This is a genomic window from Pseudomonas sp. TWR1-1-4, assembly GCF_049897165.1.
Taxonomy (GTDB): Bacteria; Pseudomonadota; Gammaproteobacteria; order Pseudomonadales; family Pseudomonadaceae; genus Aquipseudomonas; species Aquipseudomonas canadensis.
This window is the reverse complement of record NZ_JAFCVS010000002.1, coordinates 77410-103723: the sequence shown is the minus strand read 5'-3', so window position 1 is coordinate 103723 and position 26314 is coordinate 77410. Positions and strand designations below refer to the sequence as shown.

The 26314-nt window shown below is 58.1% G+C and carries 21 protein-coding genes and 5 pseudogenes; 18 read left to right on the top strand and 8 right to left on the bottom strand.

Translation table 11 applies throughout. The annotated features are described in order from the left end of the window. The first annotated feature begins 183 nt into the window (after positions 1–183). Complete coding sequence (locus tag ACP7C6_RS05140) at positions 184–1530, top strand: MFS transporter (RefSeq protein ID WP_426108364.1); 1347 nt, start codon at positions 184–186, stop codon at positions 1528–1530. A 34-nt stretch (positions 1531–1564) separates the two neighbouring features. Continuing rightward, a complete protein-coding gene (locus ACP7C6_RS05135) occupies positions 1565–2017 on the top strand; it encodes a thiol-disulfide oxidoreductase DCC family protein (protein ID WP_028616310.1) in 453 nt (150 codons plus the stop codon). A 19-nt stretch (positions 2018–2036) separates the two neighbouring features. Here ACP7C6_RS05135 and ACP7C6_RS05130 read toward each other — a convergent pair whose 3' ends face one another. After that, positions 2037–3203: an MFS transporter gene (locus tag ACP7C6_RS05130; protein WP_426108363.1), complete on the bottom strand. Its 1167-nt coding sequence runs from the start codon at positions 3201–3203 to the stop codon at positions 2037–2039. Between the two features lie 94 nt (positions 3204–3297). Here ACP7C6_RS05130 and ACP7C6_RS05125 point away from each other — a divergent pair, with 94 nt between their 5' ends. Further along, positions 3298–4191: a LysR family transcriptional regulator gene (locus ACP7C6_RS05125; protein WP_028616312.1), complete on the top strand. Its 894-nt coding sequence runs from the start codon at positions 3298–3300 to the stop codon at positions 4189–4191. On the opposite strand, the gene ACP7C6_RS05120 is transcribed toward ACP7C6_RS05125, so the two are convergent. Further along, positions 4186–4959 (bottom strand): NAD(P)-binding domain-containing protein, encoded by a 774-nt coding sequence (locus tag ACP7C6_RS05120; RefSeq protein ID WP_068932887.1) that lies wholly within the window; start codon positions 4957–4959, stop codon positions 4186–4188. The two genes, ACP7C6_RS05125 and ACP7C6_RS05120, sit on opposite strands and share 6 nt — an antisense overlap. Before the next feature lie 116 nt (positions 4960–5075). Here ACP7C6_RS05120 and ACP7C6_RS05115 point away from each other — a divergent pair, with 116 nt between their 5' ends. The 5 genes and pseudogenes from ACP7C6_RS05115 (at position 5076) to ACP7C6_RS05095 (ending at position 8113) form a co-directional block, all read left to right on the top strand. Further along, positions 5076–5432 (top strand): VOC family protein, encoded by a 357-nt coding sequence (locus ACP7C6_RS05115; protein ID WP_426108362.1) that lies wholly within the window; start codon positions 5076–5078, stop codon positions 5430–5432. 77 nt (positions 5433–5509) lie between these two features. Then, entirely contained in the window at positions 5510–6148 is a 639-nt protein-coding gene (locus tag ACP7C6_RS05110) for a hypothetical protein (RefSeq protein ID WP_122684895.1), read from the top strand. Between the two features lie 83 nt (positions 6149–6231). Beyond that, on the top strand, positions 6232–6780 hold the full coding sequence (locus ACP7C6_RS05105) for an adenylate kinase (RefSeq protein WP_426108361.1): 549 nt from the start codon (positions 6232–6234) through the stop codon (positions 6778–6780). Positions 6781–6846: 66 nt separating this feature from the next. Beyond that, positions 6847–7215: pseudogene (locus ACP7C6_RS05100) on the top strand (LysE family translocator); the annotation flags it as partial. Positions 7216–7870: 655 nt separating this feature from the next. After that, the gene (locus ACP7C6_RS05095; protein WP_426108360.1) at positions 7871–8113 is read left to right on the top strand and encodes a hypothetical protein; all 243 of its coding nucleotides are present in this window, start codon (positions 7871–7873) and stop codon (positions 8111–8113) included. Between the two features lie 536 nt (positions 8114–8649). Here the strand turns inward: ACP7C6_RS05095 and ACP7C6_RS05090 are convergent. From ACP7C6_RS05090 to ACP7C6_RS05080, 3 genes are all read right to left on the bottom strand, one after another. Beyond that, positions 8650–8910 carry a hypothetical protein gene (locus tag ACP7C6_RS05090; protein WP_426108359.1) on the bottom strand — a complete coding sequence of 87 codons (261 nt, stop codon included), beginning with the start codon at positions 8908–8910 and terminating at the stop codon, positions 8650–8652. Between the two features lie 390 nt (positions 8911–9300). Then, entirely contained in the window at positions 9301–10653 is a 1353-nt protein-coding gene (locus ACP7C6_RS05085) for a hypothetical protein (RefSeq protein ID WP_426108358.1), read from the bottom strand. A gap of 252 nt (positions 10654–10905) precedes the next feature. Further along, positions 10906–12447, bottom strand: a complete 1542-nt coding sequence (locus tag ACP7C6_RS05080) for an AAA family ATPase (protein ID WP_426108357.1) — start codon at positions 12445–12447, stop codon at positions 10906–10908. 339 nt (positions 12448–12786) lie between these two features. Between ACP7C6_RS05080 and ACP7C6_RS05075 the strand changes: the two are divergent. The 3 genes and pseudogenes from ACP7C6_RS05075 (at position 12787) to ACP7C6_RS05065 (ending at position 14715) form a co-directional block, all read left to right on the top strand. Continuing rightward, a pseudogene (locus tag ACP7C6_RS05075) lies at positions 12787–13406 on the top strand (LysE family translocator). A 29-nt stretch (positions 13407–13435) separates the two neighbouring features. After that, positions 13436–14155 carry an SDR family NAD(P)-dependent oxidoreductase gene (locus ACP7C6_RS05070; RefSeq protein ID WP_426108356.1) on the top strand — a complete coding sequence of 240 codons (720 nt, stop codon included), beginning with the start codon at positions 13436–13438 and terminating at the stop codon, positions 14153–14155. Between the two features lie 77 nt (positions 14156–14232). Beyond that, positions 14233–14715: a VOC family protein gene (locus ACP7C6_RS05065; protein ID WP_068932877.1), complete on the top strand. Its 483-nt coding sequence runs from the start codon at positions 14233–14235 to the stop codon at positions 14713–14715. Here the strand turns inward: ACP7C6_RS05065 and ACP7C6_RS05060 are convergent. After that, a complete protein-coding gene (locus ACP7C6_RS05060; protein WP_426108355.1) occupies positions 14712–15608 on the bottom strand; it encodes an SGNH/GDSL hydrolase family protein in 897 nt (298 codons plus the stop codon). The genes ACP7C6_RS05065 and ACP7C6_RS05060 overlap by 4 nt on opposite strands. A 208-nt stretch (positions 15609–15816) precedes the next feature. On the opposite strand from ACP7C6_RS05060, the gene ACP7C6_RS05055 reads away from it, so the two are divergent. From ACP7C6_RS05055 to ACP7C6_RS05040, 4 genes are all read left to right on the top strand, one after another. Beyond that, on the top strand, positions 15817–17208 hold the full coding sequence (locus ACP7C6_RS05055; RefSeq protein WP_426108354.1) for a hypothetical protein: 1392 nt from the start codon (positions 15817–15819) through the stop codon (positions 17206–17208). 292 nt (positions 17209–17500) lie between these two features. Continuing rightward, positions 17501–18364, top strand: coding sequence for a 4-hydroxy-tetrahydrodipicolinate synthase (dapA, locus tag ACP7C6_RS05050; RefSeq protein ID WP_236321030.1), 864 nt, complete (start codon positions 17501–17503; stop codon positions 18362–18364). Positions 18365–18480: 116 nt separating this feature from the next. Next, on the top strand, positions 18481–19857 hold the full coding sequence (locus ACP7C6_RS05045; RefSeq protein WP_028616323.1) for a pyridoxal-phosphate dependent enzyme: 1377 nt from the start codon (positions 18481–18483) through the stop codon (positions 19855–19857). Next, positions 19854–21020: a cystathionine gamma-synthase gene (locus tag ACP7C6_RS05040; protein ID WP_426108353.1), complete on the top strand. Its 1167-nt coding sequence runs from the start codon at positions 19854–19856 to the stop codon at positions 21018–21020. The genes ACP7C6_RS05045 and ACP7C6_RS05040 overlap by 4 nt, the downstream gene beginning before the upstream one ends. A gap of 247 nt (positions 21021–21267) precedes the next feature. Here ACP7C6_RS05040 and ACP7C6_RS05035 read toward each other — a convergent pair whose 3' ends face one another. Beyond that, on the bottom strand, positions 21268–23466 hold the full coding sequence (locus tag ACP7C6_RS05035; protein ID WP_236320888.1) for an OsmC domain/YcaO domain-containing protein: 2199 nt from the start codon (positions 23464–23466) through the stop codon (positions 21268–21270). Positions 23467–23628: 162 nt separating this feature from the next. Between ACP7C6_RS05035 and ACP7C6_RS05030 the strand changes: the two are divergent. From ACP7C6_RS05030 to ACP7C6_RS05020, 3 pseudogenes are all read left to right on the top strand, one after another. Then, a pseudogene (locus tag ACP7C6_RS05030) lies at positions 23629–23901 on the top strand (PAS domain-containing protein); the annotation flags it as partial. Between the two features lie 348 nt (positions 23902–24249). Beyond that, a pseudogene (locus tag ACP7C6_RS05025) lies at positions 24250–25194 on the top strand (methyl-accepting chemotaxis protein); the annotation flags it as partial. A gap of 309 nt (positions 25195–25503) precedes the next feature. Next, a pseudogene (locus ACP7C6_RS05020) lies at positions 25504–25647 on the top strand (LysE family translocator); the annotation flags it as partial. 8 nt (positions 25648–25655) lie between these two features. Here ACP7C6_RS05020 and ACP7C6_RS05015 read toward each other — a convergent pair. Next, complete coding sequence (locus tag ACP7C6_RS05015) at positions 25656–26312, bottom strand: O-methyltransferase (protein ID WP_068932864.1); 657 nt, start codon at positions 26310–26312, stop codon at positions 25656–25658. Between the last annotated feature and the right edge of the window lie 2 nt (positions 26313–26314).

Below are 26314 nucleotides of genomic sequence, written 5' to 3'. Positions count from 1 at the left end.
TAAACCATTGTTAAAGTCTTAACCAAAGTTGCGCACACGCTCCTTGCCTCACCTGGCCCAATTCCTGCCTGCCCCAACTCGACCAAGTCGCTACTGACTACGCGGACGACTCTTTTGGGCCCCGCCGCCCAACCGCCTGCCCCGATAATCAGCCATCCCGCACCTATCCCGAGGCCTCACCCCATGACGAGCCCATCCACCGAACAGGTCAGCCCCCAGACCTTGCGAAAGGTCATTATCGCCGCCGGCATCGGTAACTTTGTCGAGTGGTTCGACTTCGCCGTCTACGGTTTCCTCGCCACCACCATCGCCCAGCAATTCTTCCCCAGCGGCGACGCCAGCGCGGCATTACTCAAGACCTTCGCCGTGTTTGCCGTGGCGTTTGCCTTCCGGCCGTTGGGCGGGATTTTCTTCGGCATGCTCGGCGACCGTATCGGCCGCAAACGCACGCTGGCCATGACGATCCTGTTGATGGCCGGCGCCACCACCCTGATCGGCCTGCTGCCGACCTACGCAGCCATCGGCGTAGCGGCGCCGATCCTGTTGTCGCTGATTCGCTGCGCCCAAGGGTTCTCCGCCGGGGGCGAATATGCCGGGGCCTGTGCCTATCTGATGGAGCACGCGCCCAGTGACAAGCGCGCCTGGTACGGCAGCTTCGTGCCGGTGTCGACGTTTTCCGCCTTCGCTGCCGCCGCGGTGGTGGCGTATGCACTGGAAGCGTCGTTATCCGCCGAGGCGATGGGCAGTTGGGGCTGGCGCTTGCCGTTCCTGATCGCCGCGCCGCTCGGCCTGGTGGGGCTTTACCTGCGCTGGAAGCTGGACGAGACGCCCGCCTTCCAGGCCGTGAAGGAAGAACACACGGTGGCCCACTCCCCGCTCAAGGAAACCCTGCGCAACCATGGTGCGGCGATCTGCTGCCTGGGCGCTTTTGTGTCACTGACGGCGCTGTCGTTTTATATGTTCACCACGTATTTCGCGACCTATCTGCAAGTGGCGGGCGGCTTGAGTCGGGCGATGGCGTTGCTGGTGTCGCTGATTGCGTTGATCTTCGCGGCGGCGATTTGCCCGCTGGCGGGGCTGTATTCGGATCGGGTCGGGCGTCGTGTCACCGTGATGACCGCCTGCGTGCTGTTGATGGTCGTGGTGTATCCGTCATTCCTGATGGCCAGCTCCGGTTCGTTCGCGGCGTCCATTGTCGGCGTGATGCTGCTGGCGGTGGGGGCCGTGCTGTGTGGGGTGGTCACGGCAGCCTTGCTGTCGGAAACGTTTCCGACCCGCACGCGCTACACCGCCTCGGCGATCACCTACAACCTGGCCTATACGATCTTCGGCGGCACCGCGCCGTTGATGGCGACCTGGTTGATCAGCACCACCGGCAGCAATCTGTCACCGGCGTTTTACCTGATTGCCGTGGCGTTGCTGGCGTTGGCGGGCGGGTTGGCGTTGCCGGAGACATCGCGGATTTCCTTGCATGACGTGGGTTCGGAGGAAAAAGACGCGGCGCCCTTGCTTTCGCGAACACGGGTATGATCCAGGCTCACACGGCACGACTGGACCCACGCTTATGCCCGCCTCCCAAACCCGCCCGTCCCTCGCGCCGTTGCTCAAGCCTGGCGAAACCGTAGTGCTGTTCGACGGCGTGTGCAAGCTGTGCAACGGTTGGGCGAGGTTCCTGATCCGTCACGACCGCCAACGGCGCGTGCGCTTGGCGGCGGTGCAATCCCCCGAAGGCCAGGCGTTGCTGGCCTGGGCGGGTTTGCCCCTGGATCAGTTCGACACCCTGGCGGTCATTCGTAACCACCATTACTGGGTGCGTTCGGACGCCGTGTTCGAAATCGTTGCGCAACTGCCTGCCGTGTGGCGTCCATTGCTGCTGTTGCGCATCATCCCACGCGCGCTTCGGGACTGGGCTTACGACCGCGTCGCACGCAATCGCTATCGGATTTTTGGGCAGTACGACACCTGCCTGTTGCCGCATCCAGACCATGAACAGCGTTTTCTGAAGGCGCCGCAGTGAACCCTTTGGTGCGCACCTGCTAAACCGCCGCAGCCATGCGCGCTCGAGAACCCCAGGCGAACGTCACGACCATCAGCAACCCCAAGCCCGCCATCGCGGCGCCGGCCAGGGAAATCGCCGGGTAGCCCAGCCCTGCGTTGATCACTGCGCCACCCACTGCTGCGCCAATCGCGTTGCCGAAGTTGAAGGCGCCGATGTTCACGGCCGAGGCCAGGTTCGGCGCATCGTTGGCCGCTTCCATCACACGCATCTGCAACGGCGGCACGACGGCGAAGCTGGCGATACCCCAGATGAGGATGCTCACCGCTGCCGGTATCGGCCAACGCATCAGGAATGCAAAGGCCAGCAGGACCAGAATCAGTGCGCTCAGCGAGGCGATCAGGGTCCGGTCGATCGAGCGATCTGCCGCCTTGCCCCCCCATATATTGCCCAGGGTCAACCCGACGCCGAACAGCACCAGCATGGCCGTGATAAAGGGAGTAGACGCATGGGTCTGGTTGCTCAGGATCGGCGCGATATAGGTAAACACGGTGAACATAGCACTGGAACCCACCACGGTCAGGGCCAGTGCCGCCAGTACCGAACCGCGCCCCAGCACCTTGATTTCGGCCAGCACACCGTCGCTTTTCGGCAGCGGCAGGTTAGGCAGCGCGAACCACAGCGCGACCATGGTTACCAGGCCCAGTCCGCCAATGCCCCAGAACGCCGTACGCCAGCCAAGCAGTTCACCAAACCAGGTCGCCAGTGGCACGCCACCAATGGTCGCCAGGGTCAGGCCCATAAACATCGCGGCGACAGCTCCGGCGCGCTTGTCCGGCGCGACCACACTGGCCGCGACGATGGAACCGACGCCAAAAAACGCACCGTGGTTGAGCGAAGTGATGACGCGGGCAATCAACAGGTCGTAATAGCCGGTTGCAAGCGCCGACATCACGTTACCCAGGGTGAAAATGGCCATAAGCCCGACCAGCAAGTGACGACGGGGGATCTTGCCAGTGGTCAAGATCATCAGTGGCGCGCCGAGCAATACCCCCAGGGCGTAGGCGCTGACCAACAGCCCCGCAGTGGGAATCGAAACGCCAAGGTCATTGGCGATGGTGGGCAACATGCCCATGGGCGCGAACTCAGTGACGCCAATGCCGAAGGCACCGACAGCAAGGGCTACAAGGGGTGGATTGATACGCATGGAAGACTCCTCATTTATGCCGCAAATGCTACGATCAACGCTTTAACGGCACTAGACCGTTTAATTGGCAATCACCTTTGCGCGCGAGGCAAAAATGGATTTCAACGGCAGGTCGGGTGAGATGGCGGTATTTGCAATGGTGGCGCAGGAAGGCAGCCTGTCGGCAGCAGCGCGGGCATTACGATTGACGCCCTCGGCCGTCAGCCGCGTCATCGCACGCACAGAACAACGCCTGGGCACCCGCCTGTTGATTCGTACGACCCGCGCCCTCGCCTTCACAGCCGAAGGCGAGGCGTACCTTCGCGGCGCCCGGCGCATCCTGGCTGACATGGCGGAAGTCGAAGAAGCCATCGCCGACCAAGGCGCGCCCAAAGGCCGGCTGCGGGTCAGTGCGGCCCTGGGCCACGGCCGCATGGCCATCGTGCCGTTGGTGGCGGCGTTCAGCGCCCGCTACCCGAACATTGTGGTGGACCTGACCTTGGGCGACGAAGTGGTCGACATCCTCGGCGGCCAGGCTGACGTCGCGATCCGCTTTGGCGACCTGCCAGACAGCCCGCTGACAGCCCGGCGCATCGGCGACACCGGCCAGGTCCTGGTGGCGTCGCCGGAGTACCTCGCGCAACACGGCACACCTTTGGAACCCAACGACTTGCTGCGCCACAACTGCCTGCGCTTCAACTTCCGCCGTGCGCAATCCGACTGGCCCTTCGCCCGTGACGGCCGGGAGTTTTCCCTGAAGATAAACGGCAATATCGAATGCAGCAGTGGCGAAGCACTCGCTCAACTGGCGCGGTTAGGCGCCGGTATCGCACGCATCGGCGAGTTCACGGTTGCAGAAGACCTGCAACGCGGTCACCTGGTGCCCCTGCTGGAATCCTGGAACCCCGGCGACCGGGAGCCGATCCACGTGGTGTTTGTCGGCGGTGCGAGCATGCCCGCGCGGATCCGCGTGTTTGTGGATTTCTTGCTGGAACATCACCGGCTATAAACGTGCAGGCTTGTGCAGCCGCTCAAGCACCTCGTCAGCCGCCTCGCGCCATGCCTGTGTCGCGCCTTTGTTTCTCAACACCTCCAACCCAGCCGCGGTAAAGGTGCCCGGTGTCGCAATCGCGCTACCCAACGCTTCCAGACTCGCGGACGGCTGGTGACGGGCGCTGGCCAAGCAGTCTTGCAGGTTGCCCATCACCAGTTGGGCAGCCTGATCCTTGGACAGGCCTTTGTCGGTAAACCACTGCTGAAGATCACTCAGGAAGAAATAGAACCAACCGTTCATGCAGGCCGCGACAGTGGCCAGTTCGAACGCCTCTTCCTCGTCCAGCACCACCAATGAACCGAGCGCGCCCAGCAGTGTTGCATAGGGTTCGCCACCGGGCGTGATCACCACAGTCGTCTGGTTGATCTGGGCGGCATAGGACAGCATGGCGCGCACGACACGCGCCTGCGGGAACCGGCGTTGAAGCTCGGCCAGCTTCAATCCTGCTACCAACGACACCAGCGTTTGCTCAGGTCTAAGCTGCACTTCATTCGAAAGCTGATCGACCACCTCCGGGCGCACGCCCAAGACTAACAAGTCCGCCCCATCGACAACCTGTTGATTGTCAGCCATCACCTCACAGTCCCACTGTTCAGCGAGCTGCTGCGCACGTTCGTGGTTACGCGCGGACAGCAACACCCGCCCGCCAAACCCACTGCGCCGCAGGCCGATCACCACCTTTTCCGTCAGCTCACCGACGCCCAGGATTCCAATCTTCAGCACGCTGTCCGCTCCGATTAATTCTGTAGTCGGGTGCATCATAGGCACGATTGCTGTCTTCATGCAGGCAAGCGTTCACGCTACACTCGCCGCTCTTAACATCGGCCAGGAAGGCACGCATGAGCGCTCAAGGTAAAGATCGGCAAATCGACAACATCGAATTCAACGTCAGCGATATTGCCCGCAGCAAAGCCTTCTACGGCGGCGCGTTCGGCTGGACGTTTGTCGATTACGGCCCCCTCTACACGGAGTTCAGCGATGGGCGTCTGAAAGGCGGGTTCACCACGGGGGAGCCGGTTCGGCCGGGTGGCCCGTTAGTTATTTTGTACGCCGATGATCTCGATGCCACGCAGCAGCGACTCAAAGCCCTGGGGGCTGTCATCACCCGCGAGACATTTTCGTTCCCTGGTGGACGCAGGTTTCACTTCACCGATCCGGATGGCTATGAACTGGCGGTTTGGAACGCTGATCAATAGGCCTCAACCCGACGCCTAGGCGAAGGCATCAATCGCTGCCTCTCAAGCCCCACTCTTACAGAATATGAAGGTTAACCATGCGTTTTCTCTTTCCCCTGGCGTTCAGCTTGACGCTTATCGGCTGCGCCACCACCAAAACCGACGTTCGCAACGAAACCCAGATCAGCCAATACGACCCGGCCAACTCAGCCCGCGTCCGTTTCATCACGGGGGACACCACCAACGCGGGCTTCCTCAGCGGCCAAACTTGCGAGGCGTTTTACAACGGGTCCCTGCTGACCAAAACGCCTGAAGAAGCTGGATGGCAAACAGCCCATGTCGACTCGGCGGGCCTCTACCCTTTCAGGGCCACTGACAGTCAGAACAGCGTGATTGGCATGCCTGCCAGCAAGGCAAGCAAAGCCATCAACCAGTCACCCAAAGTGTTTGACGAGCACGTCATTCCGGCGGGTAAACCCTTTATTGCAGGGTTCGCCATGGGCGGTTCGCAAATGTCCTGCTTTCCCGCGCCTGTCACACTCATTCCCGCGCCCGGCAAAGACTATGAAATGGAACTTCAGATGGTCAAAATCAGCACGTTCAAGGCAGGTTGCGTGATTGCCGTTCGCCAACTTTCCGCTCAAGGCAACAACACCGTTGAAACACCGCTCAGGCCGCAGATATGTGCCAAAACCCCGTCGGGTTGGTACACCGTCAACCCGAAACCTTTGCCCTGAAATGCCTGGGCAGGACGACAGAGTCGTCCTGCTTATCGGACATATCCCTGACCTGGGACCCGGCTTGTATTCATGGAGGAAAAATGCGGATCTACATCACAGGAGCATCGTGCGCGGGCGTCACCACGCTGGGTCACAACCTCGCCGCGCGGCTCGGTATACGACACGTCGACGTCGATGACTTTTACTGGATGCCCACCAACCCTCCTTTCACAACCAAGCGACCTCCCAGCGACCGCGTTTCCCTGATGCAACAAGCACTCGGTGACGACGGCTGGGTGCTGAGCGGTTCTTGCATGGTCTGGGGCGATGCGTTGATTGCCGATGCTGACTTGATCGTGTTCATCGCCACCCCCACGCCCATTCGCCTCGAACGCCTGGCTGCCCGCGAGAAAGCGCGTTTTGGCGAGCGGATCGCACCCGGTGGTGATATGTACGCGATACACGTGGCTTTTCGGGAATGGGCTTCGCAGTACGATGATCCGAATTTCTCGGGGCGCAACCGTGGGTGGCATGAGGCATGGCTATCACAGCAGACGGTACCGCTCTTACGGATTGACGGGATGCGCAGTGCTGAACAGATGGCCGCTGATGTCGCAAATGCCACGATAGCTCAAAACAAGAACGGCTGAGGCTGTCCAACGACTTCCACTCCCCTTATCCTCACACCTCCCCGCCCCCGCGAACCCGGAGCCGCCATGGACCTCGCCACCCTCGCCCTTTTCCTCCCCGCCTGCTTCGCCCTCAACATGGCGCCGGGCCCGAACAACCTGCTGTCCGTGAGCAATTCCACACGCTACGGCTACCGCACATCATGCCTGGCCGGCATCGGCCGCTTGCTGGCCTTCGCCGGCATGATCGCCCTCGCATCCGCCGGGTTGGCGGTGGTGTTGCAAACGTCGGAGCTGCTGTTCTACGGGATCAAGATCCTGGGCGCGGCATATCTATTTTATCTGGCGTTTCAGTTGTGGCGGGCCAATCCGGAGGCAGAGGCGCAGTCCGCGACGGCCAAGGTGGGATTGTGGGCGTTGGCGCGGCAGGAGTTTTTGGTGGCGGCGGGCAAGCCTAATGATGGGCAATATGAAATCCCTCAACGCAGGAATTTTTTCACTGGCGAAACTCTAAATAAAAGAGAATCCATCACTCTTACCACCATCAGAACTTCAAGAGTACCCGATGCAACATCTAATCCTTCATTTCACTCATGCAATCGAGGACATCATTCCTTGGTGCAACTTTATTGAAGAGCTCAAGCCACAGCTTGCTCGAAGTGGCGTAGGCGAATTCGATAGCGATGACATGGCAATCGATTGTGGCGACTGTGAGGCTGTCTTTCGAGGTTTGGATGCCAATGAGCCATTTTCTGTACTCCTACCCCAAATTCAAAGCCTGGCACTCTTACAAAATCCAGCGACTAAAGTGGAGCTTGTCTTCGGAGGGCTTGACAGTTCTTCTGAGCGGCAGATTATCTGCATCGCCGATTGGAAGCAGGTACCGCGCACGTAAGATCGGAAGCTACCTCACCAGATGCGGACGCATCAAGCTAGGCTCCAGCAAGCCTGATGATGATCAATATGATTCATTTTGAACGACTGCTTTCGGCCAGAGGAGGAAGTCCAGCCCACCACTTTTCTTCAAGGAAGTTGCTGAAAGGAAGACAGTTTGAAAAGGATTTAAACTCGCCTGGCGGTGTCTCAAACGTCAACATACGGAATTAGATTCGTGCAGATTCATATTATCTACACCCGAACAGTCATTCTGCTCTCCAAGCATTCTTACCAATCATGGAGAGAAATTCAAAATCAGTGCCCTGACTACATGACTTCGCTCGGCCCTTGGGAAGAAGATGCGGTCACCGAATACCTTGCGGATGTATACCCAGAGCTTTCCCCACATCCGAAAGAGCAAGTCAATGCGTTCATCGCGGATACTCAAGAGGCAAGAGTGCTTACCTTTTCCACGTAAATCGTCTTAGCGACCATTCTCAGAAGCTCGCCCTCGACGTCTGCTTTGGTTCAAAAGCGGCCATTCAGCAGCTCAGAATCAAGCTAGTCACAAGAAAGCCAAGCGATGGTCAATATTAATTTGTATGACGGACTGCTCTAGGCCAGAAGTGGACATTAGAGTGGAGAAAAATCTGTTCTCATACCGTCAGGCAGCATCTCGGCATGGAGCACCCAGAGGGAGTTGACCAAAAGCCCAAGTAATCTGCGATCCGTGGAATGCAACTCCATCGTTATGGGGGAAATCTTGCGTCAGATCTGGGCGGTTATCAAAGTCCCATGTTCTCAAATCTTCGGCACACAACAACCCGAATTCCGTTACTGAGCGGATACAAAGCAACCAGGATATTTCATCGCGCGTGAAACCCACGAGCGGGAACTCACGAGCAGCATCTCGATGTATTGCCCAGTCGCTGGGCTGAGACAGAAACAACCAACGATCCCGGGCCTAAGGCTCAGATTTTTGGATCACACCAACCATGTGATCAAAAGAGTTCTTCACCCGCAACGCCAACCAACAGAAGCAAGCAAATCCTCTTTTTGCTTTCGAACTCGCATCTTTTCGTGCTGATAAGGAATCAACCACGCTGCAATAATTGCTGCCATAGAGCCGATAGCCTGAACCCATGCAGGAGCATTCGGGCTGTCCCACGGCAAGTAAAACAAGAGACAAATGGGCAACGCCACTGCGGGCGAGAGAAATAAAACCTTCGCTACACTTACCCATGTGAGTCTGATGACGATTTTCGTTCCGAGCATTCCTTGTTCCCAATCTATAGTCCAGGAAAGGAGTAGCATAAACAACCTCAAGGTTTAGTGGCAGGTTGCGTCGAAGTAATCTATTACCGCCGCAGCCGCCCTCCCCACCGCGTCCGATGATGAATTGGGCGTAGGGCTTCTCCAACCCCTGTTTTGTTTGGCCGGAAAGCTCTTACGCATCGTTCCATGTAGCAATTTATAAGCGCCTGCTCTCTACCGCCTTGCTGCTGGGCGCGTTGAGATCGCGAACCAAAATAGAGGACTACTGAATTGCCTGAGCTTTCGTAGACATATCGAATGACTACTTCTGGCCGATTTCTGCCTGTCGCGAATGACAGAAACCGGTCAAAGCTGCCGCTTTAAATGGCAAGTCATACGATCCTCGCTTAGTCAGACATTGCCAGAGTCAACTTGACTAGCCTGATAGGCTGTAAAATAAAAGTAAACCCTCAATAGAAATCCAGTCCACTCATGTATATTATAGTAATAGTCTGGAGCTCCTGTGATATAGTTTTTCCCCTCAAGTATTAATGGTCGGTTTGGGCGCAGCGCGTTAGAGGCATGAAGCTCCATACCAGTATGAACAAACTTCGAACGATGACCGTATAGCTCTTTGAACTTCCTATTCATAGGCTCGCTTCCGCCACCGTAAACATTGACAAAATCATTAAATCTCTGACTTATCTTATAATCTTCAACAACTGTCGCCGCACCGCAATTTTCGCAGTTTGTTTTACTTTCAATTTTTGAATGATCAAGAAGTGCTTCAACGGCAGCAACATATGCAACAATCTCATAGGAAACTCCAAAATCACCATCTGAGTATTGTCCATGAATGTCCCTGAAGCGCAATGCGTCATGAAATCTCTTAGACGCCTGACGGAACTTTAAATCACTATTAATGTGATCTATCAACTCCCCAAGCCTTGCTGGAAAACATAGATATCCATCTACTCTGAAATGTTTGGACTCCATCATAATTACTTCATGAATATTTGCCACACCATCTGACCCAGAAGGCATACCTAACTTTGCTCCATGAAGACCGAACAACGCAGTGTCGTCTATATACTTACCAGAAAACTCAGTGCTTTCAACTAGATCTTCAAAGTCTTCGAGAGAAATCATATCGACATCATCGACCTCTGAGACCAAAAAGAGATGCTGAGACAATGCCGTCAATGCAGAAACATATCTGGTCGCATCTTTTTTTATCTCATAGTTAAACTCGGACTTTGCTTTTCTGTACTTTGCCGGATAAACAAGCTCATATCCCCGAGACGAGGCAATCAAAAGCATTCCCAGCCTATCTATGTGATAATTTCCAGATAAAACAGAGCCACATAGAATTCTAACTCTCGCAAAACAATCGAATTCCGCACCATATCCACCTAAACGCACTCTGTCTCCAGCAAACTTTACTGCATCAGCTATTTTTCTTGCGTAAGTCCCGAAAGGCATGTTTGTTTCGCGATCAAACAATCTCAACTCCAAAGTCTTCAAACCTTGGGAAGTATGATTGTAAAAATCCAAGACCGCTTCAAATTTATTTGAAACCCATCGCACCCTGTAGTTATATACCTGCGGATCCCCAGTACCACTATATCCATGTTGGCAAGTTACAGCCCCTATAGTATCTCCAAACACATCCCATAGAATCCCGAGAAAAAGATTGACCTGTTGCTTTTTTACATTCAGCGGTATCACTACAGGCGGAAGTAGGTAAACATTTGTAGGTGACATAGATTGCTCGCTGCGCTCTGTTCGATGATGGATGCTAAATTCAGAAAATATTTTGCCCCTAAGTTTCAGCGACGAATTACTCCGAGTTTCGACGCCATATCTGATCCCTCGCCAAGAAGGTGATCAGGTTACGCCCCGAGTACCAGCGCTATATCAACTGGCTGCTTCGAGTCTGAATCCGCATGTCTGAAACGGCAGCAGTCGGCCAATAGCGGACGTATTGCCAATCGACTTTTTTCGAGCTCCGCAAAGTTAAGGCAACATGCGTGATATCGTATTTTTCAAGTCGTCGAACTCTTCAGGGAAATTCTTATAAACGATACCACACACAAGTATTAAACACCGTTCAGGATCCAGATTTACTTGCTCACCCACTTCGACAAATTCTTCATGCTTGCCTGCCTGTAATGCGTATTCGACGATTTCGGTAGCGCGCTGAGGTTCAACGCCCAGTTCAACTCCTAGTTCGTGCGGAATTTCGCTGCACTTTTGCAAAAGCCAGGCTTCTGGCCATGTGTCGCCTGGAAGATAACTTGAGCGTGCAAGTAACCAATTATTAATTTCACCATCTTTCCTTTCTGCCATGTTTTTGGCGTGCTCTATATTCTTCGCCTGCAGTTTTCTCTGATCAGCATCGTATACAGCTAATATATTCGCATGCTCATCTCTCAAAAAATTTGCTGCTAACTGGCGAGCTACTGCGGCGGCGGAGCCTATACGAGTTATATTTATTCGACTGCGCACACTTCCATTTAGAACGGTTTCAATGATAACTTTTGCGACTGGATCTTCAACGAATATCTCAAGCTCCTTCTCGCCAATAGCTCCCATTTTTGAGAAGGCAAACTCTGCTGACACACCTGGAGTTATTTTTGTCTTAGATCCGGTTCTCTCAATAAAAAACCTTGCATCGTCAGGCAAACATTGAAATATTTGTTTTGAATGTGTCGTGCATACAACCTGAGTCCCCGTACTCATGCATACTTCTTTAAGTCGCTCCATAAATAACCTTTGCGCTCTTGCATGCAGACCAAGCTCAATTTCATCGAGAACCAACAAAGCTCCCTCGCCAGAAGCATATATGGTAGAGAAAATATCAAATAGCGCGTTTTCACCCGCCCCCATATTGAAACCCGAGTAAATTACATCACCAACTTTAACAATCGGAAGACCGTACTTTCTGTATTCTAGTTGCCGATAATCATCGTAACGTTTACCAAGGACATAACCAACAGCGTCCTTAACTTTCTGCTCCCAGCCGTGAACTCTCAAGTCTTTGAAGGCTCGTGAATAAGATCTTGATTGACTGCGTTCAGCGTGAGGGACAATACGCTCAATCCCCAAAAAAACCACCGTCCGTTTTATTCTGGTGTCATAGTCATTCCACTTTCCACCTGCCTTTTTTTTCCTTACTTGCGACGCAATTCCTTCAGGTGCACTTTTCCAATAGTTGTGAGCAAAGCTATACCAAATCTCTACTCCAGGAGGAGCAATTTCCTCCGAGTGCTGCACAAAAAAATCAGAAAAAGTGTAATAACTCCGAGTACGTTTTGGAAGTTTGAATCCATTTAACTTATTATGATAGGCACAAGCGGCGAGCGCCAGCATAGTTGACTTTCCGGACCCATTAACTCCAGCAAACGCAGTTATCGGATAGTTGAGATTTACCTTGAATGAAGTTAGTCCGCGAATGCCGCCCGTTGATATTTGGATGCTCCGAAGTAAGGCTTTGGTGTTATCCTTGCAGAACCAGTTCCGTAATTTCTTATCTAAATTACTTTCCCTGTACTTCATTGGTTCTCCCCATAATTAATTCACACCGGCTTAAGTGCTACGTGGCCATTTGCTATTCCTAGCACAAATTTTGGAGACTATCGAGCCAGCGACGAAATTTTCTACGACGTATATGGGGTGGCAAAGGTAGACATATCGAATGGCCGCTATTGGGCAGCAGCAGTCTCAGATGAGCGTCAGCTATTGGCCGAAAGCTGCAGCTACCGAAGAAGCACCTGCAAGCCAGAGCTAAGCTGAGCCGCGCGCGTTGGTGTCGTCTTAGACCCAACGCGCACATTGTCCAACCGCCCCGCTCCCCTTATCCTCACACCTCCCCGCCCCCGCGAACCCGGAGCCGCCATGGACCTCACCACCCTCGCCCTTTTCCTCCCCGCCTGCTTCGCCCTGAACATGGCGCCGGGCCCGAACAATTTGCTCTCCGTGAGCAACTCCACCCGCTACGGCTACCGCACCTCATGCCTGGCGGGCATCGGCCGCTTGCTGGCCTTCGCCGGCATGATCGCCCTCGCCTCTGCGGGTTTGGCAGTGGTGCTGCAAACGTCGGAGTTGTTGTTCTACGGGATCAAGATTCTGGGGGCGGCGTATCTGTTTTATCTGGCGTTTCAGTTGTGGCGGGCCAATCCGGAGGCGGAGTCGCAGTCCGCGACGGCCAAGTGGGATTGTGGGCGTTGGCGCGGCAGGAGTTTTTGGTGGCGGCGGGCAATCCGAAGGCAATCCTGATCTTCACCGCCTTCCTCCCGCAATTCGTGGTGCCCGGCGAGCCCATCACCCCGCAATTCGCGCTGCTCGGCGCAATGTTCCTGGCGCTGGAGTGGATCGCCATCAGCGCCTACGCCTATATGGGCTTGCACATGCGCCGCTGGTTTGCCGAGCCGCGGGGCAAGCGGATTTTCAATCGGTGCTGCGCAGGCTTGCTGTCGGCGGCTGCGACGGTGTTGTTGATGGCGCGCAGGGCTTAAATCACGTTTTACAGTCAAGGAGACACGCAATGAAAACCCTGGTGGTAGGCGCAAGCAAAGGATTGGGCAAAGCCCTGATCGAAGGGCTCGGTGAGCCTGGGGATACGCTGATCGGCGTGTCCCGCAGCCGCCCTGAGCAGTTGGCTCACAAGGACGGCGTCGAGGTGCAGTGGATCGAGGCCAATCTCGCCAGACCCACCCAGGCTGCGCACGTCATCGCCGAGGCGATTGCCGATAACGGCTTGGACACGCTGATCTACAACCTAGGCATCTGGGAAGAGTTTGCTTTCGACCCGGCCTACAACTTCCTGGCCGACGATGATGAGCAGATCGAGGCCATCGTCACCTGCAACATCACCTCTACCCTGCTGCTGATCAAGCGCCTGTTGCCGATGCTGCTTAAAAGCCAAAACCCGAGGATCATCCTGACCGGCTCCACTTCCGGCCTGCCGCAAAGTGGCCGTCCGGAGGTCGCCTTCGGGGCCTCCAAGTTTGCCTTGCGCGGGATTGCCGATGCGTTGCGTGAAGGCTATCGCCAGCAGCGCCTGGCTATCACCTGTCTGAATCTGGGGTACTTGAACACTGAGGATCCCCTTGGCACGCCGCGCGAGCAAGCCGCGCAGCGGGATGAAGGCCACTCGATTCCTGTGCACGATGTGGTGCAGGTGGTGCGCATGGCGTTGAGCCTGTCCTCGGCGAGCTTCGTCAAGGACATCACTTTGCCGGCGATACTGGACGAGCGCTTTTGACCCAGGAGTATGCGACATGACCCGAGACGAACTCGCCGTCTAGACTCCACACAGCCATTTTCCTGTGGAGACCGACCATGAAAAGCAAAAACACCCTCTGCCTCTGGTACAACGGCACCGCCCTGGAGGCTGCCACCTTCTACGCCATGACCTTCCCGGACAGCAAAGTCAACGCCGTGCACCTGGCGCCCGGCGATTATCCGTCCGGCAAACAGGGCGACGTGTTGACCGTGGACTTCACCGTCTTGGGCATCCCCTGCATCGGCCTCAACGGCGGGCCGATCTTTCCCCATACCGAGGCGTTTTCGTTTCAGGTGGCCACTGATGACCAGGCCGAGACGGATCGTTACTGGAACGCCATCGTCGGTAACGGTGGCCAGGAAAGCGCCTGTGGCTGGTGCAAGGACAAGTGGGGGTTGTCATGGCAGATCTCACCGCGCGTGCTGACGGACGCCGTCACCCACCCGGACCCGGCCGTCGCCAAGCGCGCCTTTGACGCAATGATGACCATGAAGAAGATCGACATCGCTGCCATTGAAGCGGCGGTAGCCGCCGGCTAAGGCAATGCCTTGAGCATGGCCTTTGCCGCCAGGGCGTGGACCTTGCGGGTGGGGTGCCATTCGTCCCAGTAGTAATGCGCATCGGCATCGGCGCACACCGGTTTCACGTCCGGGTAGGTGGCCTGGCACGGTGTGTCCAGGTCCGTGAATCGATTGGCTTGCGGATTGGCGCGTAGCGCGTCGCTGAACGCCACGTGATCGAAGTAGGTGACCTTCGCCACGCCAATCTGCGCCAATATGGCCGGGAGCTTCTGTGCGAGCAATTGCTGGTAGTGCTTCGCGTTGTCGACCTGGTTGCCCTGCACCACGGCGGGCACGTGACTGAGGTCCGTCGTGCCCACCACCATTACATGCCTGGCCCCCGCGGCCACCAGTTGCTCGGTGGCGTTGCGGATGTTGGCCAGGCTCGACTCGCTCAAGGCCTCGATGGTTTCAGGATGGGAGAAGTCGGCCCATTCAAAAAAATCGTTGGCCGAGATGAAGATGAAATACAGCGCCTTGGGGTCGGCCTTGTGGGACTTGGCGGCCTGCAAGTGCTCGGCGACTTGGCCGAGTACGCCTGTGTCCTGGGTCGGCATCAGCCACGTGTAGTAGTTGCCGTGGCCGCTTTTGGCGCCGCCCACGGCGTAGTCGGTCAGCGGTGTCTTCAACGCCTGGGCCAGGCCTTCGACGGCGGTTGGGCCGTTGCTCCAGCGTCCCTGCCAGTACAGCGGGCCAGGCAGTGCCTGGGCGTCCTTGACCTGCTGCGCGGCAAGCCGGGAGGTAAGTGCTTCGCCCGCGCCATTGTCGGAATAGCTGTCGCCAAAGGCATAAAAATGATCGTAGGTCGAGGCGCCAAAGGCGGTCGACACAGACAGGGTCAGCAAAGCGGCCAAACACGCGCGTCGGATCATCGAGGTTCTCCCGGAATGTCCGAATAGACTATCGGCTGGCAGAAAGTACGGCTGGACGATTGCGACCCGCACATATCCGGCGGCGGCCATGCTAGCGCTGTACAGATGCCGTCATGCTCGTTAGGCTTTTGTCTCGCAACATCCGGCTACAGATTCGGCTCAATCGGCCGCCACTCTTATCTCCCTGAATGGACTCAACGAGGCTCTCGTGCGCGTTATTACTTCTCTCTTGCTCATCGGTAGCCTCGCTACCCTGGCCGGTTGTGCCACCCAGAAAAACCAAGTCGACCGCATGTTCGCCGACACCCTCACCCAGCCCCTGGTTGAAAACAGCATCGTGCGCGAGGGCGACTCGCTCAGCTTCGAGCTGCTGATGCCGGGCGGCCCGAGTGGTCTGCGGCGCACCATGCAATTCGAGGCCGCTTGCTCATCGCCGCAACTGCACTTGCTGTACCTGGACGGCTCACAACGGGTCTACCCGGCCAGCGCTGGCCGTTACAGCGCGGCGCGCAAGTTGTCGCCGCAATTGCGCGCGACCTTGGCTGCCAACCAGACGTTCATACGCGCCTGTGCCGAAACGCCAAAGCCAGACTGGCGCCTGGTGCAGGCCAACGCGCACGATAGCCAGGTATTGATTGACGCCAACAGCATCAAGACGGTGAATGGCGAAACGCGCTTTTGGGCCGCCTTCGACGAACCGGCGGTGCTCAACGACATGCCCTACAACGCCCCCTATGCCCAGAAGCGTGAACACTTTGCGGTGTCTTGCACGGGCGGGACCTATAAGGAACTGGCCGGCTACGACATGGACGCCGACAATCGCGTCAGCGACGGCCGTGTCGACAGCTTTCCCACGCCGCAGAAGATCGCCGGCAGCAATGCCGACTATGAGTTGTTGTTCAATAAAGTCTGCGCGACGCCACAGACAATCGCCGCGCTGCCGGTGTTCAAACCACGCCTGAAGGCGCCGATGGACATCGCACTGACCTCGGTGCAACCACAGGTGCTGGCCGCAATCACGCAGTTGAACCTGGACAAACCCGCGCGCGCCTTCAAATACGTGCATATGACCGGCACGTCGACGCTCAAGGGCGAAACCAGCCAGATTCAGAGTGCGGACTTCATCAGCCAAGACGCGGCGAGCGAGCAATTGGCCATCGCCACCCGCGGGCAGGGTTATGAAAGCCACACGGTGAGCTGGCGTAACCTCATCCCGCTGGTGGCAAAAAACACCTACAGCTCCTCGGGCATGGCAGAAAGCGAGGCGCTGACGCAATTGAGCTTCACCGGCAATTGGAAGGCCCTGCCAGTTGGCGATACCGTGGTCTACCAAACCACCCGCGCCAGCCTCAACAGCCTGATTGGCAGCCGTACCAAAGTCCAGACTACCCGCTGCTTAGTTGAACGCGAACTGCAAGCCAGCGAGCTCAACCCTGGCCTGCTCGGGGCGGCCAAGGCCCTTAAGTGCAGCTTCGACAACGATGAATACAACCGGGTGAACCACCTGTACTACCTGACCGACTACGCCTACTTCTACGAGTCGAGCACGGACAAGAACGCGTTCTACTACTCCGACACGCGTATCGATAAATTCGAATAAGCCCCGTTGACACACTCTGCAATATTCCATGAAGATGGAAGCCTTATTCAGGGTGTGTCAGCCAATGTCCGCAATGTCCTCCGTTAACCTTTCCGTCATTGGCTCCCCTGCCAAGGCGCAAGGTTGCGTTGCGCACGCCCTCAAATCGAAGAAACAGTCGCTCATGTGACCGGGGCGCGCTGTCCCGTCAGATGAGCTGACAGGACATTGAGCGCGACGGCCTTCCTCCCTTGCACAATTCCCTCTGCCCTTCTGACGGTGACTCCAGCGGTCAATCATCAGGAGAAAGTGCATGTCATCGTTTCAAGGTATCTGGGTTCCCGTGGTCACACCGTTCCATGACGGCGCCATTGATTTCATTGGCCTGCACCGCCTGGTCAGCCACTTGCTGGAAAAACACGTGGCCGGGATCATGGTGTGCACCACCACCGGGGAAGCGGCGTCGCTGAGTCGTCAGGAACAATTGGCGGTGCTCGATGCGGTGTTGCAATGGGTGCCGGCGCACCGCGTGGTGATGGGCCTGGCGGGCTATAACCAGATTGAGCTGCTGCACTTCCAGCGTGAAATCCTGCAACGCCCGGTGGCTGGGCTTTTGGTGCCGGCGCCGAGTTACATCCGCCCTTCCCAAGCGGGTTTGGAGGCGTTTTTCCGCACGGTGGCCGATGCCTCCAGCGTGCCGATCATTCTTTACGACATTCCCTACCGCACTGGCGCTACTTTCGAGCAGGCGACCCTGCTCAACATCGTCGCCCATGAGCGCATCGTGGCGATCAAGGATTGTGGTGGCAACCTGGGCAACACCCTTGCACTGCTGGCCAGCGGTGACGTGGACGTGTTGTGTGGCGAAGACGTACAGATTTTCAACGCACTGTGCCTCGGCGCGACCGGTGCGATTGCGGCCTCGGCCCACCTGCACACCGAGCAATTTGTGGCGCTTTTCCAGCAAGTGCGCGACAACCAACTGGCTGAAGCGCGAGCGACATTCTTCCAGTTGCTGCCACTGATCAACACGCTGTTCATGGAGCCCAATCCAGCACCGGTAAAAGCCGCGCTGGCCCTGCAAGGCTTGATCGGCAGCGAATTGCGCGCACCCATGCAGGCCGCCAGTAGCGCCGTCGTCACGCGCTTGCAGCAGGTACTGAACCCGACCGGCTAATGCGCCAAAAACAGACAGCCAACGGACCGTCCGGTTGCGACCGGACCGATCCCGGCCTATCGTCGAACCCATGCTTTGCCTTTTGCTGTCCAACCCATTCGTATTCAGGTGACGACATGCCCACGCTTTCCCGCCCCGCCGTCCTCGAACTGATCGGCAACACGCCGCTGGTTCGGGTCAGCCGGTTCGATACCGGCCCCTGCACGTTGTTTCTCAAGCTTGAATCCCAGAACCCCGGTGGTTCCATCAAGGACCGCATCGGCCTGGCCATGATCGACGCCGCCGAACGCGACGGCCGCTTGCGCCCCGGCGGCACGATTATCGAAGCCACCGCCGGCAACACCGGCCTGGGCCTGGCACTGGTCGGTCGGGCCAAGGGCTACCGGGTGGTCCTGGTGGTACCCGACAAGATGTCCACGGAAAAGGTGCTGCACCTCAAGGCCATGGGCGCCGAGGTGCACATCACCCGCTCCGATGTGGGCAAGGGCCACCCCGAGTATTACCAGGACGTGGCCGCGCGCCTGGCCAAGGATATTCCGGGGTCGTTCTTCGCTGACCAATTCAACAACCCGGCCAACCCCCTGGCCCATGAAACCAGCACCGCGCCGGAAATCTGGGCGCAGACCCAGCATGATGTCGACGCGATCGTCGTCGGCGTCGGCTCTGCCGGCACCCTCACCGGCCTGACGCGCTTCTTCAAGCGCGTGCAACCCGAACTGGCCATGGTGCTGGCCGACCCGGTGGGCTCGGTGATGGCCGAATACAGCCGCAGTGGCAAAATGGAAACGCCGGGCTCCTGGGCGGTGGAAGGCATTGGCGAAGACTTCATTCCGTCGATTGCCGACCTGTCCAGCGTGCGTCACGCCTATTCGATCAGCGACGAAGAAAGTTTCGACCATGCCCGGCAGTTGCTCAAGGCCGAAGGCATTCTCGGCGGTTCCTCCACCGGCACCCTGCTCGCGGCCGCCCTGCGTTACTGCCGCGAACAGACCGAGCCCAAGCGCGTGGTGACTTTTGTCTGCGACACCGGCACCCGTTACCTGTCGAAGGTCTACAACGACCAATGGATGAATGACGCCGGCCTGCTGCACTACAAGCACTACGGCGACCTGCGCGACCTGATCGCGCGGCGCTTCGAAGACGGCCGCGTGATCAGCGTAAGCCCCGACGACACGCTGCTCACCGCCTTCCAGCGCATGCGCCTGGCGGATGTCTCGCAGTTGCCGGTGCTGGTGGACGGTCAAAAACTGGTCGGTGTGATCGATGAATCCGACATCCTGCTGGGCCTGCACCAGGACGCCACGCACTTTTCCATGATCGTCTCCAGCGCCATGACCGACACCCTGCAAACCCTGGCCCCCAGCGCTAGCCTGGCCGAACTGCAGGCGGAGCTGGATCGCGGCCTGGTCGCCATCATTGCCGACGCGTCAGGCTTCCACGGCCTGATCACCCGCGTCGACCTGCTCAACCACCTACGGAGATCCCTTGCATGAGTCAGTCCGATAAAAGCGCGTTTGCCACCCGTGTGATCCATGCTGGACAGTCCCCCGACCCGACCACGGGCGCGCTGATGCCGCCGATCTACGCCAACTCTACCTACCTGCAAGACAGCCCCGGCGTGCACAAAGGCTTCGACTACGGCCGCTCCCACAACCCCACGCGGTTTGCCCTGGAACGCTGCGTGGCCGACCTGGAGGGCGGCAGCCAGGCGTTTGCTTTCGCGTCCGGGCTGGCGGCGATTTCGACAGTCTTGGAGTTGCTGGATGCCGGCGCCCATATCGTGTCCGGCAATGACCTGTACGGCGGCACCTTCCGGCTATTCGACAAAGTGCGCCAACGCAGCGCCGGGCACCGTTTCAGCTTTGTCGACCTGAGCGATTTGTCGGCGTTTGAAGCGAGCCTGCAGGACGACACGCGCATGGTCTGGGTCGAGACCCCCAGCAACCCGCTGTTGAGCCTGACCGACCTGAGCGCCATCGCACGTATCTGCCGTGATCGCGGCATCATCTGTGTGGCCGACAACACCTTTGCCAGCCCTTGGATCCAGCGTCCTCTGGAGCTGGGCTTTGATGTCGTGGTGCATTCCACCACCAAATACCTCAACGGCCACTCCGATGTGATCGGCGGCATCGCCATTGTCGGCGACAACCCCGAACTGGCGGAGCGCCTGGGCTTCCTGCAAAACTCGGTCGGCGCCATCGCCGGGCCCTTCGACGCGTTCCTCACCCTGCGCGGCGTGAAAACCCTGGCGCTGCGCATGGAACGCCATTGCAGCAACGCCCTGGACCTCGCCACCTGGCTGGAGCGGCAACCGCAAGTGGCACGGGTTTATTACCCGGGCCTCACGTCCCATCCCCAGCATGAACTGGCGCGCGAACAAATGCGTGGGTTTGGCGGGATGATTTCGATTGACCTGAACAGCGACCTGGCCGGCGCCACGCGTTTCCTGGAAAACGTCAAGATCTTCGCCCTGGCCGAAAGCCTTGGCGGCGTGGAAAGCCTAATCGAACACCCGGCGATCATGACCCATGCAAGCATCCCGGCGGTAACGCGGGCGCAGCTGGGGATTGGGGATGGGTTGGTACGGTTGTCGGTGGGGGTTGAGGATGTGGAGGATCTTCGCGCGGATTTGGCGCAGGCCTTGGCACTTATCTAAATAGGTTGGCTTAGCCTGTGTGATGGGCTGGCTTGCTGTGGTGAGCGGGCTTGCCCCGCGCTGGGCTGCGAAGCAGCCCTAAAACCAGACGCCGCATTCTGCCTGACAGAATGCGGCGTTTTTATTGGGGCGGCTTCGCCACCCAGCGCGGGCGGTGCGACGATTCGACAAGCCCGCTCACCACAAAAGCCCGCTCACCATACCAAAGCCAATCACCACACCAGGCCAGCTCCCACAGAAAGTTGTGTCAGGCTGAGGTGACGTTGGCACGCGCCGCATGCAGCTTCTTGTAGCTGTCGATCAAGCGCAAATGCCGATCCAGCCCTTCCAGCTTCATGCTGGTCGGCGTCAAACCATAGAAGCGCACATCGCCCTGTACCGAACCGATCACCGCATCCATCCGCTCATTACCAAACATGCGACGGAAGTTGGCTTCGTAGTCCGCCAGTTCCAGGTCATCGTCCAGTTCCATCTCCAGCACCGCATTCATCGCCTGGTAGAACAGGCCACGCTCAGCGGTGTTGTCGTTGTACTGCAGGAACATCTCCACGCACTCCTTGGCCTCTTCATATTGCTGCAAGGCCAGGAAGATCAGCAGTTTCAACTCCAGGATGGTCAGCTGACCCCAGGCAGTGTTGTCATCGAATTCGATGCCGATCAGGGTGGTGATATCGGTGTAGTCGTCCAGCTCGCTTTCGATCAGGCGCTCGACCAACGCTTGCAACTCTTCCTCGTTGAGGCGGTGCAGGTTGAGAATATCCTCGCGGAAAAACAGCGCCTTGTTGGTGTTGTCCCAGATCAGGTCGTCCACCGGGTAGATTTCCGAGTAGTCCGGCACCAGGATGCGGCACGCGGTGGCGCCGAGGTGTTCGTACACGGCCATGTACGACTCTTTACCCATGCCTTCTAGAATGCCGAACAGGGTCGCAGCTTCCTGGGCGTTGGAATCTTCACCTTTGCCTGAGAAGTCCCACTCGACGAATTCGTAATCCGATTGGGCACTGAAGAAACGCCACGACACCACACCGCTGGAGTCGATGAAGTGCTCGACGAAGTTATTCGGCTCGGTCACCGCCTGACCTTCGAAGGTCGGCTGCGGCAAGTCGTTGAGGCCTTCGAAACTGCGGCCTTGCAGCAGTTCGGTGAGGCTGCGTTCCAGCGCCACTTCCAGGCTTGGATGCGCACCGAACGAGGCGAACACGCCACCCGTGCGCGGGTTCATCAGGGTCACGCACATTACCGGGAATTCACCGCCCAGGGACGCGTCTTTCACCAGCACCGGGAAGCCTTGGGCTTCAAGGCCCTGGATACCGGCGAGAATGCCTGGGTACTTGGCCAGCACCTCGGCCGGCACGTCCGGCAAGGCGAACTCGCCTTCGATGATTTCACGCTTCACCGCGCGTTCGAAGATCTCCGACAGGCACTGCACCTGGGCTTCCGCCAGGGTGTTGCCGGCGCTCATGCCGTTGCTGAGGTAGAGGTTTTCGATCAGGTTGGACGGGAAGTACACCACTTCACCGTCCGATTGGCGCACGAACGGCAGCGACACAATCCCGCGCGCTTCGTTGCCGGAGTTGGTATCGAACAGGTGCGAACCACGCAGTTCGCCCTCGCGGTTGTAGACCTTCAGGCAGTAGGCGTCGAGGATTTCGCCTGGCAGCTCGTCGTTAGGGCCCGGCTGAAACCAGCGCTCATCCGGGTAATGCACGAACGGCGCATTCGCCAGTTCCTCACCCCAGAACTGATCGTTATAGAAGAAGTTGCAGTTGAGCCGCTCGATGAACTCGCCCAGTGCCGACGCCAAGGCGCCCTCTTTGGTCGCGCCCTTACCGTTGGTGAAGCACATCGGCGAATGTGCATCGCGGATATGCAGCGACCACACGTTGGGCACGATATTGCGCCACGACGCGATTTCAATCTTCATGCCCAGGCCGGCCAGGAGGCCGGACATGTTGGCAATGGTCTGTTCCAGCGGCAGGTCTTTGCCGGCGATATAAGTGCCACCCTCTGACGTCGAGTTGGGCATCAACAACGCCTGGGCGTCGGCGTCCAGGTTTTCGACTTCTTCGATGACGAACTCAGGCCCGGCCTGCACCACTTTCTTGACCGTGCAACGGTCGATGGAACGCAGGATGCCTTGGCGGTCTTTGTCGGAAATGTCGGCCGGCAGCTCGACCTGGATCTTGAAGATCTGGTTGTAGCGGTTTTCCGGGTCGACGATGTTGTTCTGCGACAGGCGAATATTCTCAGTGGGGATATTGCGCGTCTGACAGTACAGCTTCACGAAGTACGCCGCGCACAACGCCGACGACGCCAGGAAGTAATCGAACGGCCCCGGTGCCGAACCATCGCCTTTGTAGCGGATGGGCTGGTCGGCAATCACCGTGAAGTCGTCGAACTTGGCTTCAAGCCGGAGGTTGTCGAGAAAATTGACCTTGATTTCCATGGGGGCACACCAGAATAACGGCTAAACAAAAATGGCCGCCATTATGAGGTTTTTCGGCAGGAAGTTTCAGGCTTTTGACCAGTGGCTGGCGAATTGACCAATGTGGATTAACCTTTTCGCAGATGGCGCCGATGGACTGAGGGCAACCAGGGAGTAGTCGGAATGCGCAATAACCAGCCCGTAACACAGCGTGAGATTTCCCTCGCGCCTTCGCAAAAACTCATCTCCGCCACGGATGTCCGAGGTGTCATCACTTACTGCAACGACGCGTTTGTCGACATCAGCGGCTTTGAACGCGCTGACTTGATTGGCGCGCCGCAGAACATCGTCCGTCACCCCGATGTGCCCCCCGCCGTGTTTGCGCACATGTGGAGTGCACTCAAACAAGGCCTGCCCTGGATGGGCATCGTCAAGAACCGCTCGAAAAACGGCGATCATTATTGGGTCAACGCCTACGTCACCCCCATATTCGATGGCAGCAAAGTCGTTGGTTTCGAGTCCGTGCGGGTCAAGCCCACGGCGGATGAAATCCGTCGGGCCCAGGCCCTGTACCGCCGCATCAGCCAAGGTAAACCGGCCGTTCCGCGGCAGGATGCCTGGCTGCCGGCGGCCATCAGTTGTGTGCCGTATGTGGCAACCGGGCTTACCGGCTGCCTCGCCGGTTTGTTCCTCAGCGCGCCCGTCGCCATTGCTGTGACCGTTGCAGTCGCAATCCCGGTGGGCGTGCTCTGCTCACGCTGGCGTCAAGGCAGCACGTTGCGTCTGTTGCACGGTGTGGAGCCCTCGACCTCGGATGCCTTGATCGCGCAGATGTACAGCGACGCCAGCGGGCCACAGGCACGTCTCGAAACGGCGTTCCTCAGCCAGAACGCACGCCTGAAGACCTGCCTCACCCGCTTGCAGGACAGCGCCGAGCAACTCAGTGCCTTGGCCGGGCAATCCGATCAGTTGGCCACCGCTAGTTCCAAAGGCCTGGACCGCCAGCGTGTCGAAACCGAACAGGTCTCGGCCGCCGTCAACCAGATGGCCGCCACCACCCAGGAAGTCGCCAGCCACGTGCAACGCACCGCCGACGCCACCCAGCAAGCCAACGTCCTGACCGGGCGCGGGCGCGAAGTGGCACGCGACACCCGTGAGGCGATCGAACGCCTGTCTGCGGTGGTCAGCGAAACCGGCGCGACCGTGGCGCAACTGGCCAAGGACAGCGACGAAATCGGCAGCGTGGTGGACGTGATCAAGGGCATTGCCGACCAGACCAACCTGCTGGCCCTCAACGCAGCCATCGAAGCGGCGCGTGCCGGCGAGCAAGGCCGTGGTTTTGCCGTGGTGGCCGACGAAGTGCGGCAGCTGGCACAACGCACGTCCCAGTCCACCACCCAGATCCATGGGTTGATCACCCAGCTGCAGGCGTCCTCCAACAATGCCGTGCAAAGCATGGAGCACGGCCAGCGCCAGGCCCAGGAAGGTGTGGCTTGGGTGCTGGAGGCGGACCAGGCGCTGGTCGGCATCAGCGAAGCGGTGTCCCATATCACTGACATGACCACCCAGATCGCCGCCGCCACCGAGGAACAGAGCGCGGTCGCCGAGGAAATCAGCCGCAACATCACCACCATCGCCGAACTGGCCGACCAGACGTCGATACAAGCCCACCAATCCACAGACCTGAGCAAGGAGCTGACGAACAACGCGTCCACCCAATATGCGTTGGTTGAGCGGTTCAATCGCTGAGCCTACGTTTACAGTAGCAAGCCCGCTTTCTGTAGTGAGCGGGCTTGTCGTGGTGAGCAGGCTTGTTGTGGTGAGCGGGCTTGCCCCGCGCTGGGCTGCGAAGCAGCCCCATAGCCAGACACACCACGTCGCTCATCGATGGGGCCGCTTCGCAGCCCAGCGCAGGGCAAGCCTGCTCACCACAGGAAAATCGCTCATCCCAGGATAATGGAGATTTGCTTAGGCACACCTCCACCCATCATGAATCCCCCCATGCCCATCACCAATAACCTCCTCGCCGCTGCCACGCTGGGGATCAACCCCGGTTGTCTGCTGTGGTCTCCAATATTGATCGGCGCCACGCAGTCGCTTTCCGGTTTCCTGCGTCGCGAAAAGGTCATCCAGTGGATGGACAGCACCACCGGTATGATCTTTGTGTTGTTCGCTGCAAGGCTGGCGGCCAGCAAGCGCTGAATACTCGCTTACCCCAGGCGCATTGAAAGTTCGATGTCATCGGTAAACGGCACCGACAAGTAACCGTTCTCCGGGGCGCGCACATAGGCCAGGTATTCAGGGCAATAATCGGTGTTGTCCGCGACTACCAGTGCGCCAGGACGCAGGTTGTTTTCCACCAGGTTCAGCACGTCGCCGTACAGCGTCTTGGCGCCGTCCAGCAGCAACAGATCGACAACATCCGGCAAGTCGCTGGCCAGGGTCACCAGCGCGTCACCTTCGCGAATGTGGATCAGGTCGCTCACGCCGCCTTCGATGAAATGCTCGCGCGCCAGGGCGATCTTCGACGCTTCGAATTCGCTGCCGATCAGCACACCGCCGCCGTTGTCACGCAGCGCGGCAGCCAGGAACAAGGTCGACAGCCCAAATGAAGTGCCAAACTCCACAATCGCCCGCGCCTTGTTGCTGCGCGCCAGCATGTAGAGCAGCTTGCCGGTGTCCTGCGACACGGGCAGCCACAGGTCCTTGAGCATCGAATACAGCGCCATGTATTCGGTTTTGCTGTGCATTAGCCGTTCGCGTTCTTCTTTGGATACCGAGTTCACCAGCGGGCTGGTGGCCGCATTGGCCTGGGCATAAAGACGTTCGATAAGGGGCGCCAGAGGCGCGGTGGTCAGGCTCGACATAA